The organism is Chryseobacterium vietnamense (genome assembly GCF_031454475.1).
In the GTDB taxonomy this organism is placed as follows: Bacteria; Bacteroidota; Bacteroidia; order Flavobacteriales; family Weeksellaceae; genus Chryseobacterium; species Chryseobacterium vietnamense.
Genome location: NZ_JAVDQX010000002.1, coordinates 79241 through 101587 on the forward strand (window position 1 = coordinate 79241; position 22347 = coordinate 101587).

Genomic DNA, 22347 nt, shown 5'->3' on the forward strand with positions numbered 1-22347 from the left:
ATATAAGCCTTCGATTTTTAATCAAAAACCCTGTTAGGTATGAAACTGGTAATTAACTCTTGAGCGTAACCATGGTGATTATCTGCTAATAATTCTTTTTTGAGTGAATTTTTTAGTGTGTTAATTTTTTCAGATATATGACCACATTGTTGAGTGAAAATAATGATAATAAAAAATCCCGGTGAAATTTTCACCGGGACTCTATATTCTTTTGAAACAGTCTGCTTATAGGCTTACTCTTACAAATCCTGTTACTTTTAAGTCTGCGTTTACAGATTTTACGTAATCAGCAACTGAGATACTACCGTCTTTAATGAAATCCTGGTGTACCAAAGTGTTGTCTTTGTAGAATCTCTGCATTTTACCTTTCAGGATGTTGTCGATAATGTTTGCAGGCTTACCTTCTTCAGTAAGTTTGTGTCTTTCGATTTCCAACTCTCTGTCGATAGTTTCCTGAGAAACTGCAGTTTCGTCAAGAGCAATTGGGTTCATTGCAGCAACCTGCATAGAAACAGCTTTAGCAGCTTCTTCAGCTCCATCTACTTTTGCAGAAAGAGAAGTGATAGCAGCAATTTTGTTTCCAGCGTGGATGTAAGCTCCTAAGAAATCTCCCTGGATTCTTTCGAAAGATCCGATTTCGATTTTCTCACCGATAACTCCTGTTTGCTCAACTAATTTCTCAGCAACAGTGATTCCGTGGAAATCTGTAGCTAAAAGCTCTTCTTTAGTAGCAGCGAAAATAGCCATTTCAGCTAATTCGTAAGCTAGCTCAACGAATGCTTCGTTTTTAGCAACGAAGTCAGTTTCACAATTTAAAGAAATTACAGCACCTAAAGTGTTGTCTTCGTTTACTCTTGCGATTACTGCGCCTTCAGTAGACTCTCTGTCTGCTCTGTTAGCAGCAACTTTTTGTCCTTTTTTTCTAAGGATATCTACCGCTTTTTCGAAGTCTCCTTCAGCTTCAACTAGAGCTTTCTTGCAGTCCATCATACCTGCACCTGTTTGGTTTCTTAATTTAGCTACGTCTGCAGCAACTGGTGTATAAGACATAATATCTATTATTTTTTATTTAAGATTAGTATTAATTTTTAGCTTAATTTTAGAGCAGTGCAAAGATAATGATTTTAATGATAAACTAAAAAATGACTTTTCACGTTATTAATATATTTAATACTATTTTAAAGGTTTGATTAATGAAAAAAATCTTCTTCCTTCTATTTATATGCATTTTCGCTCTAGGTTTTTCTCAAAAAAAGAAAAAAACAAAATCTAAAGCTGTTGTTGAAAAAGAAACTGTAATCATCTATACCGAACAGGAAGCTGAGATCTCAAAAGAGGCAAGAGTAATTGCCGGTTTTTTAAAACAGAACCCCGGACACGCCAAAACAGACTATTTTAAAAGAAGGCTGATTGATATTATTATGGCAGATAATTCACCTGAAGCAAAACCTACCATTAAACCAATTAGTAAGGAGAAAATAGAAAATATCGTTAAAAATAATGAGCTGAATAGCGGTAAAACAGTAGCTGTTAATAAAACTAATACTGTTAACGGCAAACCTGTTTCTAATAATACAGCCGCTGCTATTGAAGCTTTAAAAGAAGAAAGAAGAAGTACCTCTTTTGCTTCAACAGGTTCTGCAGGCTCAGCAAAAAGTGCCGGAAGTTCTAAGTCTGGACCAAGTGAGGAAAATAAAAGGACAGCAGCGATGCTTACCCATCTTTTTAATAATGATTTGAATAAGAATGAAGCGTATGTGAATATCAAAAACAGATCGGCTTGTAATCTTATTGTAAAAATAAGTGGAAAAAAATATTATAATCTGACTGTTCCTGCAAGAGGGGAGAATTTTATCCTGGTTGATAAAGGGGAATACGTAATGACCACATCAGTCTGTGATGCAAAATATTCTTCTGTGAAGAAAATTACTCAGGATATTGAAATTGCACTGAACGTTGCAGAATAGATAAAAGAGAAGAAAACTAAAGAAAAAAGGTTAAGAAGAAATTCTTAACCTTTTTATTTTTTATCCTTTAAACTGACCCATTGCAATGAATTTGTCCTGTCTTTGGGTTTCAAGCTCCTGTCCTGTAAATTTGGAGAAAGCTTTGATATTTTGTAAAATTGAATTTTTCAAGTTCAAATAAGTGGTCTCCTGATCATAATGAGCACCTCCAAGTGGTTCCTCAATGATTCCGTCAATGAACTTTTCTCTTAAAGCATCTGCCGGAGTAAGATTTAATGCATTGGCTGCATCTTCTTTATGATCCCAGTTTCTCCATAAGATAGAAGAACAGCTTTCCGGTGCAATTACTGTATACCATGTGTTTTCCAGCATGTATACTTTATTTCCTACACCTATTCCCAATGCTCCACCGCTGGCACCTTCTCCGATGATGTATGTGAAGATTGGAGTTTTCAGCTGTACCATTTCAAAAATATTTCTTGCAATAGCTTCTCCTTGTCCTCTTTCTTCAGCTTCCAGTCCCGGATAAGCTCCCGGTGTATCTACTAAAGTTACCACAGGGATATTAAATTTTTCAGCCAGCTTCATTAATCTTAAAGCTTTTCTGTATCCTTCCGGATTGGGCATCCCAAATCTTCTGTGCTGTCTTTCTTTAGTTGTTCTTCCTTTTTGAGTCCCTATGATCATCACTTTCTGACCATCAAGGGTAATCAATCCTCCAATCATTGCCGGATCATCAGCGAAATTTCTGTCTCCATGAAGTTCTAAGAAACTGCCTTTGTCTGCCATTCCGTTGATATAATCCAATGTATAAGGACGATCCGGGTGACGGGACAGTTGTACTCTTTGCCAAGGCGTAAGATTTGAATAGATTTCTTTTTTCTTTTCTAAAATCTTATCCTCAATCTGGCTGCATGCTAATTTTACATCAACACCACTTTCTTCTCCTACTAAAGAACACGTCTGGTATTGATCCATCAATTCTTTGATAGGAAGTTCGAAACTTAAATATTCCATTTCTTGAAGTAAATTAAATCTTTCAAATGTATGAAAAATTATGGTTATTCTATTTAAAATTATTTATAGCATTGTTTATTCTGGAGATACTTTCCTCTTTACCAAGGGTTTCCAGAATGTCCGGAACGTCCGGTCCTTTTAATTCTCCTACTAAAGATAGTCGCAATGGCATCATTACTTTACCCATTCCTAATCCTTTACTTTCAGCGAAATCATGCATTGCCTGCTTTAATGTTTCAGCAACAAAGTCTGTAGCTTCAAATGCAGCGGCCAATTCTCCTAAAATTGCTGATGTTTCTTCATTCCATGCTTTTTTTGAAGCTTTTTCATCATACGAAGCTGGAGCTTCAAAGAAGAATTTTCCATTCTCATAGATGTCTTTCGGGAAAGTAGCTCTTTCTTTCATCAGATGAATTACTTTCAATAGTTTTTCATCAGATGCACCGGAAAGGTCAAGATCAGTATTTTTCAGGATCTGAAGAAGCTCTTCATCAGATTTCATCTGAATATATTGGTGGTTGAACCACTCTGATTTTTCTTTACTGAATCTTGCTCCCGCTTTATGTACTTTGTGAAGGTCAAATTCCCTGATCATTTCATCCAAAGGAAGTATTTCTTTATCATCGGCAGGAGACCATCCTAATAAGGCAACCATGTTAATGAAAGCATCAGGAAGATATCCGTTTTCTCTGTATCCTTTAGAAACTATCCCTGTAGCTGGATCTTTAAAGTCAAGAGGGAATACCGGGAATCCGAATTTATCTCCGTCTCTTTTGCTTAATTTTCCTTTTCCTTCGGGCTTTAAAATTAAAGAAAGGTGAGCAAACTGTGGTGCTTCCCACTGCATTGCTTCATATAATAAAGTGTGAAGTCCTAAAGATGGCAACCATTCTTCTCCACGGATAACGTGAGAAATTTCCATTTCGTGGTCATCAATGATGTTCGCAAAATGATAAGTAGGCATTCCGTCATTCTTTACCAGAACTTTATCATCTAAAGTATTGGTATTAACTGAAAATTTTCCACGGATGATGTCTTCAAGATTTAATACTCTGTCAACAGGCATTTTAAATCGTACCACGTAGGGTGTTTTTTCATCCAATAGCTTCTGAACTTCTTCTTCAGAAAGAGCAAGACTGTTTCTTAAACGGTTCCTTGTTTTGTTATCATATGAGAAAACATCACCTTTCGCTTCATATTCTGCGCGTATTGCATCCAGTTCTTCAGCTGTATCAAAAGCAATGTATGCATAATCTGTCTTTAGGATCTGTTCTGTATATCTGTCGTAGATGTCTCTTCTTTCAGACTGTCTGTAAGGAGCGAATTTTCCTCCTTTTTTGGGACTTTCATCAGGAATGATTCCGCACCATTCTAAAGCTTCTTCAATATATTCTTCAGCTCCTTCCACATATCTGGCTGTATCTGTATCTTCAATTCTCAATACAAATTCTCCCCCTTGATTTTTAGCAAAAAGATAATCATATAATGCGGTTCTTACGCCTCCCAAATGTAATGGCCCTGTAGGACTTGGAGCAAAACGTACTCTTACTTTCTCCATTTCAATTTAAATTTTTGCAAATTTACTTAAAATTATGCGTTTAAGAGATGATTTCTGACGGCGTATTGTTTTTTAATCCTGACTTTTTTACTTATTTCCAAAGATTTTCGATAAATACGGTTTTTAAACTTCCGATTTTATTTTTAGCATTATATTTTTTTTATTCATGAGCCATAATTTATGAATGGTTGGTTATGAAAAATGAACTCATAAATAACAAGTGTTAAGTTTGATGTGTGAATCTGTTTTTGAATGTATGTAAGTTTCTTCTTATAAAATAAATTTTTTAATTAAATCACAAATAAGTGATTGTAAAAATGTTTATTCATATTATTTTAACTACGTATTAAAATCACTAATAAATGATATATGTCAGTTGTTCTTATTGTATTTCACCTAATAATGAAGTTTATATTTGTTGAAAATTTTTAAATAATACTATGAAAAAACAAATTTTATTTAGCTTCAGTGCAGCACTGATGCTTCTCATGGGATCATGTTCTTCGGAAGATCTGAATAATGAATCTGCTCCTGATAGCCCGGCAAAATCTAATCGTTTGTCGGCAGCAAAATTTGCAGGAGACGGTGTTTATGATGTTTTAGGACACGGTTTTAATGCAGCAGGGGAATATGCCAATGCTAATTCTGCAGGATTTAAAGTAATTGATATTGATCGATTCAATTCTGAACAGGCAGGAAGATTGCTTTCTGAAAATACCAATACCCAACAGTACGTTGAAGAATATGGAGAAAATGCAGAAACCTATTCTAAAATGATTTCCACAAAAGTAGAGGCAACTGCAGGAATTCCTTTATTTAAAAAAACAGTATCAGTAGGATTTAATTCTGCGGTGACTACCAACCATAAATTTGATGCCAAATATATTTATGGCAGTTACAATCTTATCATTAAGCAAAAAAGATTAAGATTCAACGCTACTACAGATATGTTAGCAGATTATGTAACTCCGGAATTTACCCAGGATCTGCAAACGAAAACTCCTCAGCAGATTGTACAGGACTACGGAACCCACGTTATGATTGATATTTATACAGGAGCTAAGATGGATATCATGTTCCAGTCTGAAACAACTAACGAAAGCCGTGACCGCGCTGCAAGAATTGGCGTAAAAGTGGGAGTGAAATCTATCTTTGATGTAGATGTAACCAACGATGTGAATACTTCGGAATCATCTATGAATTATTCTAAGAAATTATCCTATAGAACAAGAGGAGGAGATCCTTCAAAAGGTTTGGTTGGAGAATTGAATCTGGATCAGAATACTCCGAAAATTAATATTTCAAACTGGCAAAACAGTTCTACAGCCAGTAATTCGGTATTGGTAGAATTCGGAAATAATGGGCTTGTTCCTATCTATAATCTGGTAAAAGATGCCACTAAAAAAGCTCAGCTTAAAGCTTATGTTGATCAGTATTTAATTGATAACCAGATTTCATTGGAGTACAATACAACCATGCTGTATGGTTACCAGAATCAGGCAGACAGTAATCATTATTTTACTTTTAATACGAACCTTCAGCCATCTTCTTACTGGACTAATGAAGGGCCGACATTTAAAGTTTTCCAGTACAAAGCACCTGAAACAGTTCCTATTTACTGCTATAAAAGTACTTCAGGAGCAGATCATTACTTTACCCAGGCAAGTACGTTACAGCCATCTTCCTATTGGAATGTTTATATGGGGGTAGCATTCTATGCTTATAAAGAGGCGGGAGCCGGAAGAATTCCTGTATATAGCTATAAAGCTAAAAACGGATCGGATCATTATCTTTCAGTTTCACCTAATTTAGGTCCTGCAAACTATTGGAGTATCAGAGAAGGCATCGCTTTCTATATTCCAGCTAATTAATTTTTGGATTTATATAAATCAATTTGGTTATATAAGTGGAGTCGGTAATTCTGACTCCACTTTTTATTTATCATTAAATAGAGAGTGAATTTGATGTGAAAATAATAAGAGTAATCATTTATTTTAATTATTTCTCTATTGTGTGATGTTAAAGCTGTTTATTAATAGCGTTTTAATTGATTGTTAAATTCACTAATTAATGATATATGTCATTAATAAATTATTTCTTCACTTGGTGATGAATTTTATATTTGCAAAAACTTATTTAATAATCTATGAAAAAACAAATTTTATTTTGCTTCAGTAGTTTACTGATGCTTTTTATGAGTTCGTGTTCTTCTGAAGATCTGAATTCAGAGATAACGCCTGAAAGCCCAGCGGCAAAGGCTAGTAACAGAATGTCTGCAGCCAAATTTGCAGGAGACGGGATTTATGATGTCTTAGGACATGGTTATAACGTTACCGGTGAATATGCCAACGCAACAGCTGCCGGTTTTAAGGTGGTTGATATTGACCGCTTTAAATTAGAACAAACCAACAGATTAATCAGCGAAAACACAAACTCTCAGGAGTACGCCGAAGACTATGGTGAAAATGCTGAGGCTTATTCCAAAATGGTTTCAACCAAAGTGGATGCAACAGTAAATTTTCCACTGTTTAAAAAAATACTCTCTGTAGGTTTTGGTTCAGCGGTAACAACCAACAATAAGTTTGATGCAAAGTATATCTACGGAAGTTATAACCTTACGATCAAACAGAAAAGAGTAAGATTCAATGCTACTACAGATATGCTGGGTGATTATATAACTCCTGAATTTGCTCAGGATTTACAAACAAAAACTCCGCAGCAGATTGTTCAGGATTATGGGACTCACGTAATGACTGATATTTATACAGGAGCAAAGCTTGATATTTTATTCCAGTCTGAAACAACCAGCCAGACTCGTGATAAGGCAGCCAGAATCGGGGTAAAGGCGGGGATGCTAAGTATTTTTAATGTAAATGTGGACAATGATGTAAATACCTCTGAATACCACATGAATTATTCTAAAAAGTTAACATACAAAACCAGAGGCGGGGACCCTTCAAAAGGTTTAGTTGGAGATTTGAATCTTGATCAGACCAATCCTAAAGTTAATATTTCCAATTGGCAGAACAGCTCCAATGTAAGTAATTCTGTTTTGGTGGATTTTGGAAGTAATGGGCTGATTATTATTTATGACTTTGTAAAAGATCCTGTTAAAAAAGCTCAGCTTAAAGCTTATGTAGATCAATATCTGATTGATAACAAAGTGTATCTTGAATTTAAAACAATCCCAATTTACAGATATTATAACGGGGTTGATCATTACTATACAAAAATTGCTGGAAGCTACAGCGGGTATTCTTTTGAAGGAACAGAGTTTAATGCGTTCTTATATAAGGCTCCGGATACAGTTCCTATCTACAGATATTGGAATGGTAAAGATCATTACTATACAAAAACTCCGGGATATTATCAGGGATATGTAGACGAAGGAATTGAGTTCAATGCTTTTGCTACTCAGCAGCCTAATACAGTTCCTATTTACAGATATTGGAATGGTAAAGATCATTATTATTCAAGATCCAGCGCAAGACCGGCAGGCTATGTTTCTGAAGGAATTGAATTCTACGCATACTAACTAAATAATATTACTATTTTACAAAAAAACCGTCTCAGCTTTGAGACGGTTTCTTTATACAACAAAGAATAAAAACGAATATTTGTAAAATGTTTTCGTTGATAAAGAAACAGTCGGTAGTCTTTCATTAAAAATGTATTTTTGTAACTTATAAGTTTAGTTGATCAATGAAAAGCTTTTTTGCTTGTCAGAATCTATCTCATAAGCTACAGAAGTAAGATTATATACTTTTATTACGGTTATGGAGAAAGGTTAAAACTAAATAATTTAACGTACTAACAAATGAAAATTATTTTCCACGAAAATCAATTATGCTATAGAGGGACTTCTAATGCTCTTTTTGATTATGCTTATTATAATGAGGAAATGCTTGGCAACGAGTCGATGATTCTTTATCCTGAAAACAGTCCGAATAACGCTGAAGAAGCTATTGAACGTTTTAAAAAAAGGTTTAATGTTGTTGGATATAGTGATATCAGGGAAAGAGATGAAATCATTAAAAAGGCAAATGCAGATCTTTTTTATGCAATAAAATCAGGAGAAAGAGAAACAGATACTCCACATGATCTTATAAAAACGGCTATTCATGCAGTTTTTAAATATAATGAACCTTACGGTGATGTTTATGCCTATGTCTCTGAATGGCTGGCAAAAACAATGAGCGGCGGAAAACTTCCTTTTGTTCCTCATATTGTAGATCTTCCTGAAGTGAGTGGTGATCTTCGCGCTGAGTTGAATATCCCAAAAGATGCCGTGGTATTTGCGAGATACGGCGGAACCGAAACTTTTGATATTGGTTTTGTGATGGAAGCTGTAAAAAAAACAGCCCTGAAAAATAAAAATATATACTTTGTTTTTATGGGAACTGATGAATTTGTAAAGAGAAACTTTTTCAGGTCTTATAAAAACATTATTTTTCTTCCTCCCACAACAGATGTTGAAAGAAAAGTGAAATTTATTAATACTTCTGATGCATTTTTGCATGCCCGCACACAGGGAGAGAGTTTCGGAATGGCTGTAGGTGAATTTTCTATCAAAAATAAACCTATTATAACATGGTCCGGATCTGATGAGAAATCACATCTTGAGATTCTGGGGGATAAAGCCATTTTATATAGCGACAAACAGGATATCATGCAAATCCTGAAGAATTTTCGACCGGATGAAGGTAAAAACTGGGATTGCTACTCAGAACTTTTCAATCCGAGGGCCGTTATGGAAAAGTTTGAAAGTGTTTTTATCAAATAAATTAGAAAAAAAGGCTAATGTTACACTAACATTAGCCTTTACTATTTTGGTCTGAAAGAATTAAAAAAGACTTTTAATTCTCATCTTGATTTTCTTTGTGAAAGATAAGTTCAGATTAAGTTTTTGCTGAGGATATTTCTTTGAGAAGGAGAGAATAAATTCATCAATATTTTTCGCAGGGAAAAAGGAAAGTTCTTTCCATATGCCCTTATATAAAGGATGGAAGTCGATAAATGTCTTATAATTGTCAGCATTTACTGTTTTCCAGGAATTTAAAAACGTTGAGGTGTCAAAATCATTTTTATGCCCCCAGTTATTGATCTTTTCTGAAATTTCACTTTCTTCCCGCGCCCAGGACTGATGTATTAAATAAAAATCCAGTGGCAGGATTCTGCCTTTATTTGTATTTCTTGCGTACTCATATTGAGGATTGTTTGTGATAAGCATACACTTTTCATCAAAAGGAGTAATGACAAAAAATCCCTCCGCATTATGTTTGAATAATGTCACAAAATTTACCTGAAAATTAAAAGGATTTTTGGCTGGATTCTTTAATAAAAATTTATTCCCTTTCAAAAATCCGGCTAATACTCCAAAGTCATAAGCATATTCATCACCATCCATCTGGATATGCCATCCACCGGCGCCCATTTTTTCCGCCATCATATTCCTTTGTCTGGTCTCCAGTTCCATTGGCTGCATCCCTTCAATGAAGAAAGTGTCTTTGTAAAAAATGATTTTATTCTGAGTATCCAATTTTTTGATATCACTGAAAACACTTTCAGGAATATGAATATCATTTCCTGCCCAGGTTTTATTATTGGCATCATAACTTATTACAATACGGTCTGCATGCTCATAAATATGCTTAAGAGATGTAAAAATGTAACAGTAGTCATAAGATAAAAGATATCCTACTTTAATAATATTTTTTTTACTCATTTTTTATTTTATCTAAATTGGAATAAAGGCCATCTAATATACCTTTTATGTAAGCTTTTGCCATAGAAAATTTTCCTTTTTTAAGTGCTTTCCTTGCAAACTTCCATCGCTCTTTGGTTACATATTTTAAATTCCCATCATACAGCCTGCACATCCAGATACGGTTTCTGGTGATATAATATTCATAAAAACTGCCTTTATCACTGGCAAGATTGAAAGCTTCACATTGGGTATTGACCGCAATTTTCCATTTGTTGGTTTTAAGAAGTCGCAGGCACCATTCAGATTCTTCATAATACATGAAAAAGCTGGTATTCATTAAACCTACATCATCCAGTATTTCTTTTCTGAACATTAAGGCACTTCCATCTACATATTTTATATTGTAGTTATAATGAGGCGCATTTACATAGTTTTTATCCTGTTCAGAATTGGTGTGTCCACCCTGAAAACCTTCCTCGGGAAACAGGAGTCCGCCATCTGAAAATATTCTGTCACGAATGTTTCTGTAACAGATTCTTGGGCCAATGATTCCAATATCCGGAAATTCTTTTAAATCGTTATATAACTGGCTGATTGTGCTGCGGGATATTTCAATGTCCGGATTTAATAATAAAAAATAATTCTTACCATCTTCCATTGCTTTTTTAATGGCTAAATTATTACCGAAAGCATAGCCGCCGTTATAATCACTTAAAATAGAGTTGATTTGCTTTTGAGAACCCAGTTTCTCAATTTCCTTTCTGTCTTTTGAATTGTTATCTACTATATAAATAGATTTTTCCGGGATCCCTTCGCTTAATAATGAATTAACCTCTCGCTGGGTATCCTCAAAAGAATTGTAATTAAGTATGATGATGGCCAGGTCATCCATTAATGTAAAATTTTTTTCCATTTTTCTATTGCTTTTTCTTCAGAAAAATTATTCTTAAAATAGGCTTTAGCCTGTGTTTTTATATCCTCATAATAGGATTGGTCCTGTAGTAAAGACATAATTTGATCTCTGAACAATTCCGGATGATCACTTACCAGACATCCATTTGACGTTTTTGAGGGGAAACCATCAATTGCTCGTTCTGTTCCTACAACAGGAAGCCCGTAAGATAGCGCTTCTATTACTTTAATTTTGATCCCTGTACCTTCCAGCATTGGACAAATTGCAATTTTAGACTGGTGATACTCCTCCTCCAGGCTTTCTATAAATTCTATTAAGGTTACACCTTCTCTTTTTTCAATATGCTTGCATACTCTCCCGATAATGACAATATTAATGCCTGAGGGAAGCAATGGATAGACATGATCAAAAAACCACTGTATGGATTGTATATTGAAAATGTTTTCAGACCCTACAAAAATTAAATCATACTTTTTAACACGATCATTTTTTTCGAAATGAGATGGAAAAGAAGGAGATATATTGATCACCTTTTCCCCCAGGAACCTTTTAAATACAAGATGCTCATCTTCTGAAATGGTAATTATTTTATCAAATTTTGAAAGATTTCTGATTTCCTCATTGAAACGTTTTCCAATATCTAATGATCTGTTTTTATAAAATTCATTGAGAGTAATCCAATCATGGGTATCTATGATCTTTAAAGTATTTTTCATAGATTCATGATCAACTAATCCTGCCCAAAATTCATAATTGATGATAATCGCATCATATTTTTCCTTATGGAAGATATCAGCAAATTCTTTCCTGGCAAAATCTGTCAGTAAGTGATTATACTCATTAGGTTTCTTATAGAATTTTGATATTTTGTGCTTCCAATATTCTGATGATGTTTTTACTTTTAATGGTCTGTGTTTAATTAAAAACAGATGATCAACAATATCTTTATCAATATCTGTAGTGTCATTTTGGCTCTTATAAATCTCAGAGACTCCTACCAGATCAATCTGATATCCCATTTTTTTTAAAACAGTAAGGGTGGTTTTTGCTCTTGTTGTATTTCCTGCCCTGTTTGAAAATGGATTTTCAGGAAAAAAAAATAGAATTTTTTTGGTCATTATAAAGATGTAATGGCGGAATTAAATTTGTTGATGATGGTATCCCATGAATAGTTTTTTAAAACATAATCTCTTGCTTTGATGCCTTCAGAAACAAGATTATCCTGTGACTGCTGCATATAAAACGTTAATGCCTGAGAAAATTCTGTACTGTTTGTAAAGCTTTTCCCGGCTTTACTCTTTTCAATATGCGAGTACAAGACCTCACAGTTTTTATTTACAATGATAGGGATTTTCAGTAACATAGCCTCCAATGTAATCAAAGACAGACTTTCATAGAATGAAGGCATTATCAGTGCGCTGCCATTCTTCAGTAAAGCATTTTTGAGGTCGTGGTCTACAAATCCGGTAAGAATAATATCATCTCCCTCAGTTATGCTTTCCTCAAGAGAATTTTTTCCTACCAGCACTAATTTTACGTCTTTATATTCAGGATGTTTTTCTTTGAAATCTTTAAAATATTCAATCATCATGACACAGCCTTTGTCTTCAACAATCCTTCCTATATAAATAAAGTATTTGGTCTGATATAGATCCTGAGGAAGTTCGCCTGATGAAACATCATAATCGTCAAAACCAATTCCTGCAATTTCTGACTTTAGCTTTTTTGCCTGAGGATAAACGCTCTCTACAAAATCCTTTTCAATCTGTGTATTGTACATGATGAATTTTGGAAGAGAAAATAACTGGGAATACCCATCAAGATAAAATTGAGGCTCATCGTGTGCTGTTGGGATGAGAATACTTTTGTCAGCCACTTCTCTGATCCCGATATTGGTAGGATGATATAAGTAAGTGAAGAAAATAAAAGCCTTATAATCTTCTTTTTTGTCTTTAATAAAATGAATTAAATCGTTTGAAAATGGTCCCTGTACTTCCAACCATTCATTGAAATTAAAATCCTTTTTGCTGTATTTAAATCTCTTATAAAGCAAATAAGGGAAGTTTACAAAGCTGAGCTTTCTGCTGTAATATTTATATAAGCTGCGAGCAATTTTACTGAGCTCGTTGAATTTTTTTAAGTCTTTTTTTACAGTTTTAAATCTTCGTACAGTTATACCATTGATGCTTTCAATTCCTTCCGGATAATAATTATCCCAACGTTCGAATTCTATAGCACAGGTTGTAATAATTTCAATATCATAAACTCCAGACAATTTTTCAGCTAATAATCTTGCGTGAAGTTCTGCACCTCCGTTAATTTCCAACCCATACCTTTGGACTACTATTGCAATTTTGTCTTTCATCTGAAATATTGTGAGTTTATCATTAATCTGGTGATTCTATAATCTGATCAACCAGAAAATTAACCAATAAAACTATTTTCTGTTTTTTTTGAAGAAAGCATTTACTTTCTTTCTTATTTTATTATAAAGAGTTCGCTCAAGATAATTGACTCTGGAATTTAATCTTTCAATTTCGCTTAAATAGAAAACATTATTAACATCATTGCCACCACTACTTTCTTTTTTACCAAAACCATCAATGAAATTCAATCTGATTTTGAATAGCTCTCCGATAGATTGGATGGAAAAATTGTCTGAAATTTGTGATTCTGCCTTTTCTCTCATCAAGGTCAGGCTTTCAAAATTATTTTTGATATACTGGAGCTTTTCAACAGCATCTTTTAGACTTGGTCTGGCAAGCGTTAAACCCTCATCAATCAGTCCCTTTGTATTGGCCGTTTTGATGAAATCATACTGTATAAGAAAGCTGTTATTTACATTCATAAAATCCAGATTCCCGGAATAACCTGTTCCCACAACAATTTTTCCGTATGCCATTGCTTCTGCCATCGTCAGGCCGAAACCTTCTGACCCATGGAGAGAAATCAGAACATCAGACTGCTGGATCAGGGAATGTAGTTTCTCTTTTGAAAAATGCTCATTAATAATTATTACATTTGGAATATTATTGTAAGCTTCCAGCGCTTTCTGAGCATCTTTGCTTCTTTCGAGATTATGAGTTTTCACGATAAGAACACTGTTTTTATCTTCTTTGAAAACGGTTGTGAAAGCTTCAAGCGTAGCTTCCGGATTTTTTCTGATCGTGGTACTCAGAGAATCGAAAATCGTCAGATAGATCTTTGAATCCGGAGAAATATTATACTGGCTTAGTTCAAAATCCTTAGACTCTGCCATTTTTTGGATCGGATGTGAAAATCTGATCACAGGAATTCCTGTATATTTTGTGAAGATATTCACACAGAAATCACTTGGAACCCAAAGCTCGTCAAAGACATTTAATATCTCAACAACTTTATCAGAAACTTCAGGAAATTCCCAGGCCCAGTAAATGATATTATAATGATCCTTAAGATTCAGATCCTGATTCTTGGAGAAAAAATTGTTAATAAAATTGATATTAATATGAAAAACATTGATGGAAGATGGTACTTCTGAACCAGCATCAATTCTTTCAAAAGTTTCACTGGAATAATTTATCCGGTTTACTTTGATCCCGATTGCTTCTAATGCCAAAGCATTTAATCTGGTCGCTTCGGAAATTCCAAAATTCCCGTCAAAAAAACCATGGTAATTTACACTTAATGACATGGATTATAATGTTTTAAGTTTTTCTTTTACTTCTTCAGGTGAGAATGCACTCAGACTGTCTACAGAATTTCTGCTTAAGGTATTCCAAAGATCTTCATCATTGTTCAGCTGAATAATAGCCTCTGCAAAACGGGCTTCGTCATTGGCAATCAATACATTCTGTTTATCGGTAAGTTTCATTCCTTCTGCTCCGATATCTGTGGTAACCACGGGCAAAAAGTATTCAAAAGCCTGTCCGATTTTTCCTTTCACTCCAGCTCCGAATCTTAAGGGAGCTACCATAATTTTAGAATTCATGAAATGCTCTTCGATGCTTTCCACAAACCCTAAAAATGTAAACTTAGGAAATAGTTTAAGATCCAGTTTTTCTGCGACATTACCGATGATGCTTACTTCCAGCTCAGGGTTGGTTTTCCAGACGATGGGCATTATTTTTTCATATAAAAACTTTACCGCATCAATATTCGGTTCATGGATAGATCCGATGAAGGTAATTCCTTTACTTTCGCTGAAATTTTTTCTTTCAGAAATATCAATTTTCGGATAATGAATATTAGATACCGTAATGATCTTGTTTTGATCCGCATACTGGCTCATAATTTCTTTTTCCTTATCAGATATGGCAATTATATAATCGAGTTGCGGTGCAACAACCGTTTCCAGACGGAAAAAATGTTTATAATTTTTCTTTAATGAAATACGGTTCGGTTCCAGTTCTATCGCTCTTTTAAACCTTAAAAAATGAATATCCACCATATCATAAATGAATTTGGCAGAAGGTAAAACGGTTTTCATCTTTTTATAAAAAAGATTCAGAGCCAGCGGACCGTTGAACCAAACATAATCTATCTTTTTAAAAGAAGACAGAAAATCATAGATATTCCTGTACTTATTGTTTTCTATGTAAACGATAACATTGTGCTGCTGATAGAACTTCACATAAGAATCATCTTCAAATTTATGGGGAGCAAATAAAATACAGTTATATCCTAATTCTTTGTAAATAAATATAAGTTCTTTCAATCTGTTAGCCCCGGATTCTTTATCGTGGGCAGGGAAATCTCTTGATGCAAACAGGATTGTTTTTTGGGAAGCGTCATACAGATTAATGTTGACTACATCCTTAGTCTGGAGATATTTAAGTTTTTCTTTTCTTTCGAAGTGCTTTTTTATTTTTTTTAAGATTCCCATTTGTCAGTTTTTAGTATCCAGTTCAAAAACTTTATTCACCCAACTATCCAAAGTGTATCTGTAGTAGATTTCTTCCGGAATTTTCTCGTAAGGTGTTTCAAAAAAAGATTTGTCAAGATTACTAATATTTTTGTTTAAAATCAAAATATTATTGGGATTGTAAAAATCATAGGTTTTAATGGCTTCATTATCGGTAATGATTTTCTTGTCCAGAGCCATGGCTTCAAAAACTCTGAAGCTAAGACCATATTGTCCTTCACGCATCAGGTCCAGTAAAACTTTAGAGTTCTTATAATACTTAGGAAGATCGTTGTGCGGGATCTTTTTGATACTGAACACCAGGAAAAGATTTTTAGGAACTGTCATGAAAATATTCGTGAGCTGATGCTTCCATGATTTTTTTCCAATGATCATAATCTGGAATTTTAATCCCTGTTCAATCAGTTTTTTAGCCAATAACTTTATCAGGGAAACCCTTCTGTTATCATAAGATGTGATATAGAAAAGATCCATTTCCGGCTGCTGAATTTCCTGTGAACAATGGGGTAGATAAATGTAGTTTGTTAACTTTTCAAACCCATGCTTTTTGACGTCAATAGAGTCGAATGAAAATACTTTATCAAAAAGATGTAATTTATCTTCTACCGGAACCCTTTCAAGATTATCGTAAAGATAGGTTACCAGACGGTCTGTAGATTTTCGGATTTTTTGAAGAGTAGAAAGATCGAACGTATCCGGATTCATTACAAGTATCTGATCCTGATGACCTAACTTTTCCAGCGAATCCAGAACATATTTTTGTCTTTTTTCAGTCTTAAGATTTTTGTTTAAAAAAGTTTTGCTTAAAGCATTGACCGCTCTTTCGTTGAAGTTGGAATGAGTAACGGTACTGATCTTTACATGATGTGCATCAATACCCCTTTTGCATAATGTTTCAACAATATACTTATCATAATCCCAAAAATCATAACTAATGATACAAATCTTCATTCAACTAATTTTGCTCTTTTTTTAATGATTCATAGGTTTCATAAACGCTTAAAGATTGCAGATAAGATAACTGATATCCTTCTTTTCCGTCTAAAATTCCTAGTCTCATTATATAGGCTTTAAAGAATTTAAAAGCAGTTTTAAGATATTGAACCCAAATACTATACTTTTTCCCTTTAGCAGCCAGTTCTTTACCCTTTAAAACTCCGTAATGAATCATTTTTTTTCTGTAAGATTCATAATCTGAAACGGAGTAATGGAGTAATTTATTTTTTAAAACTCCAATGGTTCCGTTAACCTCCAGAGTTTCATGTACCTTTTTTCCTGCCATATATCTGGCTTTCGATTTTCTGAATAATCTGAAATTTTTATCAGATTGTGTTCCTGAAAAGTGAATCGGTTTCTGGGCAAAAAAGAATTTCCTGTAAAAATAGTAGGCATCTTTTTGCCCGGGTTTATTAAGCTCATCGATAATTTCCTGCTTCAGGGCCGGGGTAATTCTTTCATCACCATCCAAAAATAAAACCCAGTCGTTGGTTGCAGTATCCAGAGCCAAATTTCTTTGCTTTGTAAAGTCTTCAAATTTATTCTGAATCACTTTTACATTGGGGAATTTCCTCGCAATTTCTACAGTTTTATCCGTACTAAAAGAGTCTACAACTATGATCTCATCACAAAAATCAAAAGACTCAAGGACATCCTGTATATTTTTTTCTTCATTATATGTTATGATCAAACCACTTATATTCATCACAACGATTTGTTTGATAGGGAAGTACGTTAAATACTCCTTAGTATTGTTTTTTAAAATAGTTTTAATCTGCCAAAGATAAGTTTTAATTTGAATTTTATAAGCGAATCTTTGCCTTTTATATCAATTCTACACAGTTCGTATGGGCGCTGGGTAGGGTAATAATTTACTTTATTCCCAATTCTTACTGCAAAATCAATTCCTATTTTTTTTAAAATAGAAAAAAATGTTAATTTATCATGTTTTTTTTGTGGATATTTCCCGTATGGGTATGCCAGAACCTTTGAATACCTGATATTTTGAGCATCAAGAATCTGCATATTTTTTTTTAGATCTTTTTCTATAAAGTCAAAAGAAGCATTTTTTAGATTTTCATGGGCGTGACTGTGAAGAGCAATCTCAAAATATTTTTTATCCAGATTCCTGATTTCCTCAAAGGTCATCATCGGATAATTATTATATCCCTTTTCAATAAATCCGGTTGGAATAAAAATAGTTGCTTTCAGATTATATTTTTCCAGTAAAGAGGGAAGATACTCAAGGTTGTTTTTGTATCCGTCATCAAAGGTTATGATGATGCTTTTTTTTGATAATACAGTAAGATCTGAAAAAAAAAGGGAAGCGTATTTTTTTCGGCTCAGGTAAGAAAACTGTTTTTCAAGATTTTCTACACTCACCGTCAGGTCTTCATGGCTTTCTTTTTCAACCTGGTGATACATAAGAATAACCAGTCTGTTGAGAGGAAAAGCAAATAAATAAAGACGGAAATACACAACGATAAATACCGCCAATACAAATGGAATAAGATACAGAATCATACTATTTTACTGTATTTTGTTCAATTTCTAACCGTCTTATTTTTTCACGCAGCTTGATGTATTTCAAAAAAGTGTAATAAGACATTGTTTTAGCAACATAAAATCCGGGAAATCCATCCAGAAAACCAGCTTTGAAGATAAAAACCTTAATAAACTCAAAAATAGGGCTTACAATGATTTTAAATCTATTGATTTTTTTCCCCTTCTCAAACATCTTTTCCGCCATCATATCAGAGTATCTGTTAATTTTTGAGACATGATGATGAATGCTTTTGTAGGTATAATGATCCAGTTTCCCTTCCATAAGACCTATTTTCTGATCAGTAATCAAAAATTCATGAACTTTATCATCCGAATACCTTGCATATTTTTTTCTGAACAGCCTTTCACGGCATACATTTCCCCAGCCTCCATATCTGATCAGGTGAATTCCCAGATGATTGTTGAATTTTGCTTTATATACATTGAATTCTGTACTTTCTGAAGAAACAATGTTTTGTATAGATCTCTTCATATTTTGATCTGGAACTTCGTCGGCATCCAGAAACAAAACCCATTCATGGGAGCATAAATGAAGGGCATGGTTTTTTTGTTCACCATACCCGTTAAATTTTTTCTCAAAGAATTTTACCTGTGGATATTTTTGAGTGCAAATCTCTTTAGTCTTATCCGTAGAAAAGCTATCAACAATAATGATTTCATCAGCAATATCTGATATTGAATCTAAAAGTCTTACGATGTTCTCTTCTTCATTATAAGTAATGATTGCAAGGGAAAGAGCCATTTATTTATACTCGAGAATAGTCTTTTCAATAATCTTCACACAATCCAGCAATTGCTCTTCAGTAATTACCAATGGCGGTGCCAGTCTGATAATATTACCATGGGTAGGTTTTGCCAGCAAACCGTTTTCTTTTAATTTTAAACAAAGATTCCATGCCGTAGAACTATCAGGTGTATCATTGATCAGGATAGCATTGAGAAGGCCTTTTCCTCTTACTTTGGTAATAAGATCTGTCTTTTCTATCAGCTTCTCAATTTCAGCTCTGAAAAGTTTTCCTAATTCTTCTGCTCTTTCGGAAAGTTTTTCATCAGCTACCACGTCCAATGCTGCTACTGCTACTGCACATGCAATAGGGTTTCCCCCGAATGTGGAACCATGTTGTCCTGGTTTGATAACATTCATGATGCTGTCATTCGCTAAAACAGCAGATACAGGATACATTCCTCCGGAAAGTGCCTTTCCTAAGATCAGGATATCGGGTTGTACATTTTCATGGTGGCAGGCAATCAGTCTTCCTGTTCTTGCGATACCAGTCTGAACTTCATCAGCAATGAAAAGAACATTGTGTTTTTTACATAATTCAGAAGCATTTTTAAGGAAGTTTTCATCCGGAACATATACTCCGGCCTCTCCCTGAATAGGTTCTACTAAGAATGCTGCAATACTTTCTGCTTCTCTGCTTAGAACTTCTTCCAATGCTGCGATATCATTATAAGGAATTTTGATAAATCCTGGGGTAAAAGGTCCGTAGTTTTGGTTGGCATCCGGATCATTGGAAAAAGAAACAATAGTGGTTGTTCTTCCGTGGAAATTGTTTTCGCAAACAATAATTTTTGCTGCGTTTTCTGCAATTCCTTTTACTTCATAACTCCATTTTCTGGCTAATTTTACGGCTGTTTCCACAGCTTCCGCTCCGGAGTTCATGGGTAAAACCTTGTCAAACCCGAAAAGAGTCGTTATTTTTTGTTCGTATTCTCCTAATTTAGAGTTATAGAATGCTCTTGAAGTTAAAGCCAGCTTTTGTGCCTGCTCTACCAAAGCTCCTACAATTTTTGGGTGGGAGTGCCCCTGGTTCACAGCAGAATATGCTGAAAGAAAATCATAGTACTTTTTGCCTTCCACATCCCAAACGAATACACCTTCTCCGCGGTCCAGAACTACTGGAAGTGGGTGATAGTTATGCGCTCCGTGTTTGTCTTCAAGGTCAATAAAATACTGTGAGTTTTTTGTTTGTTCTGCTGTTGACATATTGTTGTTTTTTACAAATTTACGCAATATTAATGATATGCATAAACAAATACCTAGTGTCGTTTTAGTGTAAAAATAAAGTAGAATTTAAGGTGGAATAATATTGAATTAGAGAATATTTTCTTTGTTGATTGGTTGTTATAGGTATTATATCTTTATACTGGAAAAAAAATATTTTCTGATTGTTTATTAATTTTTATTAATGACTGGCAAAGCGTTATTTAAAAGGCCTTCTGATACCTTTAGTGGAAAGGTTATGATGGATATAAATAAAAACTGCCTCAAAAAAGAGGCAGTTTCACTTTGTATTTTAAAATAATCTTAGTGATTATCATATTTTCTGTCCATTACAAAATCCTCCATGAATTTTGTCGTGTAGTTTCCTGCAAGATAATCTTCATTATCCATCAGTTGTCTGTGGAAAGGAATAGTTGTTTTTACTCCTTCAATATAGAATTCCTCAAGCGCACGTCTCATTTTCGCAATCGCTTCCTCACGGGTTTGAGCCGTAGTGATAAGCTTAGCGATCATAGAGTCGTAGTTAGAAGGGATTGTATATCCGGAATATACGTGAGTGTCTACTCTGATTCCGTGTCCGCCAGGGATATTTAATCCTGTGATTTTTCCCGGAGACGGTCTGAAGTCTGCGTAAGGATCTTCTGCGTTGATTCTACACTCAATGGAGTGCAATTTAGGGTAATAGTTAACTCCTGAAATAGGAGTTCCTGCCGCAAGAAGAATTTGTTCTCTGATCAGGTCATAATCAATTACCTGTTCAGTAATAGGGTGCTCTACCTGGATTCTTGTATTCATTTCCATGAAATAGAAATTTCTATGCTTGTCTACAAGGAATTCGATGGTTCCTACCCCTTCGTATCCAATGAATTCAGCAGCTTTTACAGCAGCATCACCCATTTTCTCACGAAGTTCATCTGTCATAAAAGGAGAAGGTGTTTCTTCAGTTAATTTCTGATTTCTTCTCTGTACAGAACAGTCTCTTTCAGAAAGGTGGCAAGCTTTACCGAATTGGTCACCGGCAACCTGAATCTCAATATGTCTAGGTTCTTCAATCAGTTTTTCCATATACATACCTCCGTTTCCAAAGGCAGCTACAGCTTCCTGAATAGCAGATTCCCAGTGATCTTTAAGGTCTTCAGCTTTCCATACCGCTCTCATTCCTTTTCCACCACCACCGGCAGTAGCTTTGATCATTACCGGATATCCGGTTTCTTCAGCAACTTTTACTGCGTGCTCGTAAGATTCGATCAATCCGTCAGAACCTGGTACGCATGGTACACCTGCAGCTTTCATGGTAGCCTTAGCGTTTGCTTTATCTCCCATTTTTTCAATCTGTTCAGGAGACGCACCAATAAATTTGATACCGTTTTTCTGGCAGATTCTTGAAAAGTTAGCATTTTCAGATAAGAATCCGTAACCTGGGTGAATGGCATCAGCATTGGTAATTTCCGCCGCCGCAATAATGTTAGGGATTTTAAGATAGGAATCTTTACTCATTGCAGGGCCAATACATACCGCTTCATCAGCAAATCTTACGTGAAGACTGTCTTTATCAGCAGTAGAGTATACCGCAACGGTCTTGATCCCCATTTCTTTACAAGTACGTAAAATACGCATTGCAATTTCGCCACGATTGGCTATTAATATTTTTTTGAACATCTTAATACTATTTGAAATTTGAAAATTTGAAATTTGAAATTGACTTTATCATC

At 34.5% G+C, this 22347-nt stretch carries 19 protein-coding genes; 4 read left to right on the plus strand and 15 right to left on the minus strand.

Annotated elements, in window-relative coordinates; all coding sequences use genetic code 11:
* Positions 1 to 225 precede the first annotated feature (225 nt).
* Positions 226 to 1050 carry a translation elongation factor Ts gene (gene tsf / locus J2786_RS09600; RefSeq protein ID WP_034692936.1) on the minus strand — a complete coding sequence of 275 codons (825 nt, stop codon included), beginning with the start codon at positions 1048 to 1050 and terminating at the stop codon, positions 226 to 228.
* Between the two features lie 143 nt (positions 1051 to 1193).
* Here tsf and J2786_RS09605 point away from each other — a divergent pair, with 143 nt between their 5' ends.
* The gene (locus J2786_RS09605) at positions 1194 to 1967 is read left to right on the plus strand and encodes a DUF6759 domain-containing protein (RefSeq protein ID WP_047435653.1); all 774 of its coding nucleotides are present in this window, start codon (positions 1194 to 1196) and stop codon (positions 1965 to 1967) included.
* Positions 1968 to 2027: 60 nt separating this feature from the next.
* Here J2786_RS09605 and J2786_RS09610 read toward each other — a convergent pair whose 3' ends face one another.
* Positions 2028 to 2984: an acetyl-CoA carboxylase carboxyltransferase subunit alpha gene (locus J2786_RS09610; RefSeq protein WP_047435651.1), complete on the minus strand. Its 957-nt coding sequence runs from the start codon at positions 2982 to 2984 to the stop codon at positions 2028 to 2030.
* Positions 2985 to 3033: 49 nt separating this feature from the next.
* Positions 3034 to 4542: a glutamate--tRNA ligase gene (gene gltX, locus J2786_RS09615; protein WP_047435648.1), complete on the minus strand. Its 1509-nt coding sequence runs from the start codon at positions 4540 to 4542 to the stop codon at positions 3034 to 3036.
* A gap of 440 nt (positions 4543 to 4982) precedes the next feature.
* On the opposite strand from gltX, the gene J2786_RS09620 reads away from it, so the two are divergent.
* From J2786_RS09620 to J2786_RS09630, 3 genes are all read left to right on the plus strand, one after another.
* Positions 4983 to 6413, plus strand: a complete 1431-nt coding sequence (locus J2786_RS09620; protein WP_047435645.1) for an MAC/perforin domain-containing protein — start codon at positions 4983 to 4985, stop codon at positions 6411 to 6413.
* Positions 6414 to 6688: 275 nt separating this feature from the next.
* Positions 6689 to 8077: an MAC/perforin domain-containing protein gene (locus J2786_RS09625; protein ID WP_082002041.1), complete on the plus strand. Its 1389-nt coding sequence runs from the start codon at positions 6689 to 6691 to the stop codon at positions 8075 to 8077.
* Between the two features lie 282 nt (positions 8078 to 8359).
* Entirely contained in the window at positions 8360 to 9325 is a 966-nt protein-coding gene (locus J2786_RS09630; RefSeq protein WP_047435639.1) for a glycosyltransferase family protein, read from the plus strand.
* 60 nt (positions 9326 to 9385) lie between these two features.
* On the opposite strand, the gene J2786_RS09635 is transcribed toward J2786_RS09630, so the two are convergent.
* From J2786_RS09635 to accC, 12 genes are all read right to left on the minus strand, one after another.
* Positions 9386 to 10267, minus strand: coding sequence for a hypothetical protein (locus J2786_RS09635; RefSeq protein ID WP_052187145.1), 882 nt, complete (start codon positions 10265 to 10267; stop codon positions 9386 to 9388).
* Positions 10260 to 11162, minus strand: a complete 903-nt coding sequence (locus J2786_RS09640) for a glycosyltransferase family 2 protein (protein WP_310024954.1) — start codon at positions 11160 to 11162, stop codon at positions 10260 to 10262. The genes J2786_RS09635 and J2786_RS09640 overlap by 8 nt, the downstream gene beginning before the upstream one ends.
* Positions 11141 to 12280, minus strand: a complete 1140-nt coding sequence (locus J2786_RS09645) for a glycosyltransferase (RefSeq protein WP_047435636.1) — start codon at positions 12278 to 12280, stop codon at positions 11141 to 11143. Before J2786_RS09645 ends, J2786_RS09640 begins: the two co-directional genes overlap by 22 nt.
* Positions 12280 to 13527 carry a glycosyltransferase family 4 protein gene (locus tag J2786_RS09650; RefSeq protein WP_052187144.1) on the minus strand — a complete coding sequence of 416 codons (1248 nt, stop codon included), beginning with the start codon at positions 13525 to 13527 and terminating at the stop codon, positions 12280 to 12282. Before J2786_RS09650 ends, J2786_RS09645 begins: the two co-directional genes overlap by 1 nt.
* A 72-nt stretch (positions 13528 to 13599) precedes the next feature.
* Entirely contained in the window at positions 13600 to 14835 is a 1236-nt protein-coding gene (locus J2786_RS09655) for a glycosyltransferase (RefSeq protein WP_047435634.1), read from the minus strand.
* Positions 14836 to 14838: 3 nt separating this feature from the next.
* Positions 14839 to 16026, minus strand: a complete 1188-nt coding sequence (locus J2786_RS09660; RefSeq protein ID WP_047435631.1) for a glycosyltransferase — start codon at positions 16024 to 16026, stop codon at positions 14839 to 14841.
* 3 nt (positions 16027 to 16029) lie between these two features.
* The gene (locus J2786_RS09665; protein ID WP_047435629.1) at positions 16030 to 17016 is read right to left on the minus strand and encodes a WaaS/CpsH family glycosyltransferase; all 987 of its coding nucleotides are present in this window, start codon (positions 17014 to 17016) and stop codon (positions 16030 to 16032) included.
* A 4-nt stretch (positions 17017 to 17020) separates the two neighbouring features.
* A complete protein-coding gene (locus J2786_RS09670) occupies positions 17021 to 17767 on the minus strand; it encodes a glycosyltransferase family 2 protein (RefSeq protein ID WP_047435625.1) in 747 nt (248 codons plus the stop codon).
* 53 nt (positions 17768 to 17820) lie between these two features.
* A complete protein-coding gene (locus J2786_RS09675; RefSeq protein ID WP_052187143.1) occupies positions 17821 to 18585 on the minus strand; it encodes a polysaccharide deacetylase family protein in 765 nt (254 codons plus the stop codon).
* A 1-nt stretch (position 18586) separates the two neighbouring features.
* Positions 18587 to 19369 carry a glycosyltransferase family 2 protein gene (locus J2786_RS09680; protein WP_047435622.1) on the minus strand — a complete coding sequence of 261 codons (783 nt, stop codon included), beginning with the start codon at positions 19367 to 19369 and terminating at the stop codon, positions 18587 to 18589.
* Positions 19370 to 20617: an ornithine--oxo-acid transaminase gene (rocD, locus tag J2786_RS09685; protein WP_047435621.1), complete on the minus strand. Its 1248-nt coding sequence runs from the start codon at positions 20615 to 20617 to the stop codon at positions 19370 to 19372.
* A gap of 321 nt (positions 20618 to 20938) precedes the next feature.
* A complete protein-coding gene (gene accC, locus J2786_RS09690) occupies positions 20939 to 22294 on the minus strand; it encodes an acetyl-CoA carboxylase biotin carboxylase subunit (RefSeq protein WP_047435618.1) in 1356 nt (451 codons plus the stop codon).
* Positions 22295 to 22347 lie beyond the last annotated feature (53 nt).

Bases quoted from the DNA above. Each gene is read 5' to 3' on its own strand.
- tsf (WP_034692936.1), bottom strand. From the start codon at position 1,050: ATGTCTTATACACCAGTTGCTGCAGACGTAGCTAAATTAAGAAACCAA.
- J2786_RS09605 (WP_047435653.1), top strand. From the start codon at position 1,194: ATGAAAAAAATCTTCTTCCTTCTATTTATATGCATTTTCGCTCTAGGT.
- J2786_RS09610 (WP_047435651.1), bottom strand. From the start codon at position 2,984: ATGGAATATTTAAGTTTCGAACTTCCTATCAAAGAATTGATGGATCAA.
- gltX (WP_047435648.1), bottom strand. From the start codon at position 4,542: ATGGAGAAAGTAAGAGTACGTTTTGCTCCAAGTCCTACAGGGCCATTA.
- J2786_RS09620 (WP_047435645.1), top strand. From the start codon at position 4,983: ATGAAAAAACAAATTTTATTTAGCTTCAGTGCAGCACTGATGCTTCTC.
- J2786_RS09625 (WP_082002041.1), top strand. From the start codon at position 6,689: ATGAAAAAACAAATTTTATTTTGCTTCAGTAGTTTACTGATGCTTTTT.
- J2786_RS09630 (WP_047435639.1), top strand. From the start codon at position 8,360: ATGAAAATTATTTTCCACGAAAATCAATTATGCTATAGAGGGACTTCT.
- J2786_RS09635 (WP_052187145.1), bottom strand. From the start codon at position 10,267: ATGAGTAAAAAAAATATTATTAAAGTAGGATATCTTTTATCTTATGAC.
- J2786_RS09640 (WP_310024954.1), bottom strand. From the start codon at position 11,162: ATGGAAAAAAATTTTACATTAATGGATGACCTGGCCATCATCATACTT.
- J2786_RS09645 (WP_047435636.1), bottom strand. From the start codon at position 12,280: ATGACCAAAAAAATTCTATTTTTTTTTCCTGAAAATCCATTTTCAAAC.
- J2786_RS09650 (WP_052187144.1), bottom strand. From the start codon at position 13,527: ATGAAAGACAAAATTGCAATAGTAGTCCAAAGGTATGGGTTGGAAATT.
- J2786_RS09655 (WP_047435634.1), bottom strand. From the start codon at position 14,835: ATGTCATTAAGTGTAAATTACCATGGTTTTTTTGACGGGAATTTTGGA.
- J2786_RS09660 (WP_047435631.1), bottom strand. From the start codon at position 16,026: ATGGGAATCTTAAAAAAAATAAAAAAGCACTTCGAAAGAAAAGAAAAA.
- J2786_RS09665 (WP_047435629.1), bottom strand. From the start codon at position 17,016: ATGAAGATTTGTATCATTAGTTATGATTTTTGGGATTATGATAAGTAT.
- J2786_RS09670 (WP_047435625.1), bottom strand. From the start codon at position 17,767: ATGAATATAAGTGGTTTGATCATAACATATAATGAAGAAAAAAATATA.
- J2786_RS09675 (WP_052187143.1), bottom strand. From the start codon at position 18,585: ATGATTCTGTATCTTATTCCATTTGTATTGGCGGTATTTATCGTTGTG.
- J2786_RS09680 (WP_047435622.1), bottom strand. From the start codon at position 19,369: ATGGCTCTTTCCCTTGCAATCATTACTTATAATGAAGAAGAGAACATC.
- rocD (WP_047435621.1), bottom strand. From the start codon at position 20,617: ATGTCAACAGCAGAACAAACAAAAAACTCACAGTATTTTATTGACCTT.
- accC (WP_047435618.1), bottom strand. From the start codon at position 22,294: ATGTTCAAAAAAATATTAATAGCCAATCGTGGCGAAATTGCAATGCGT.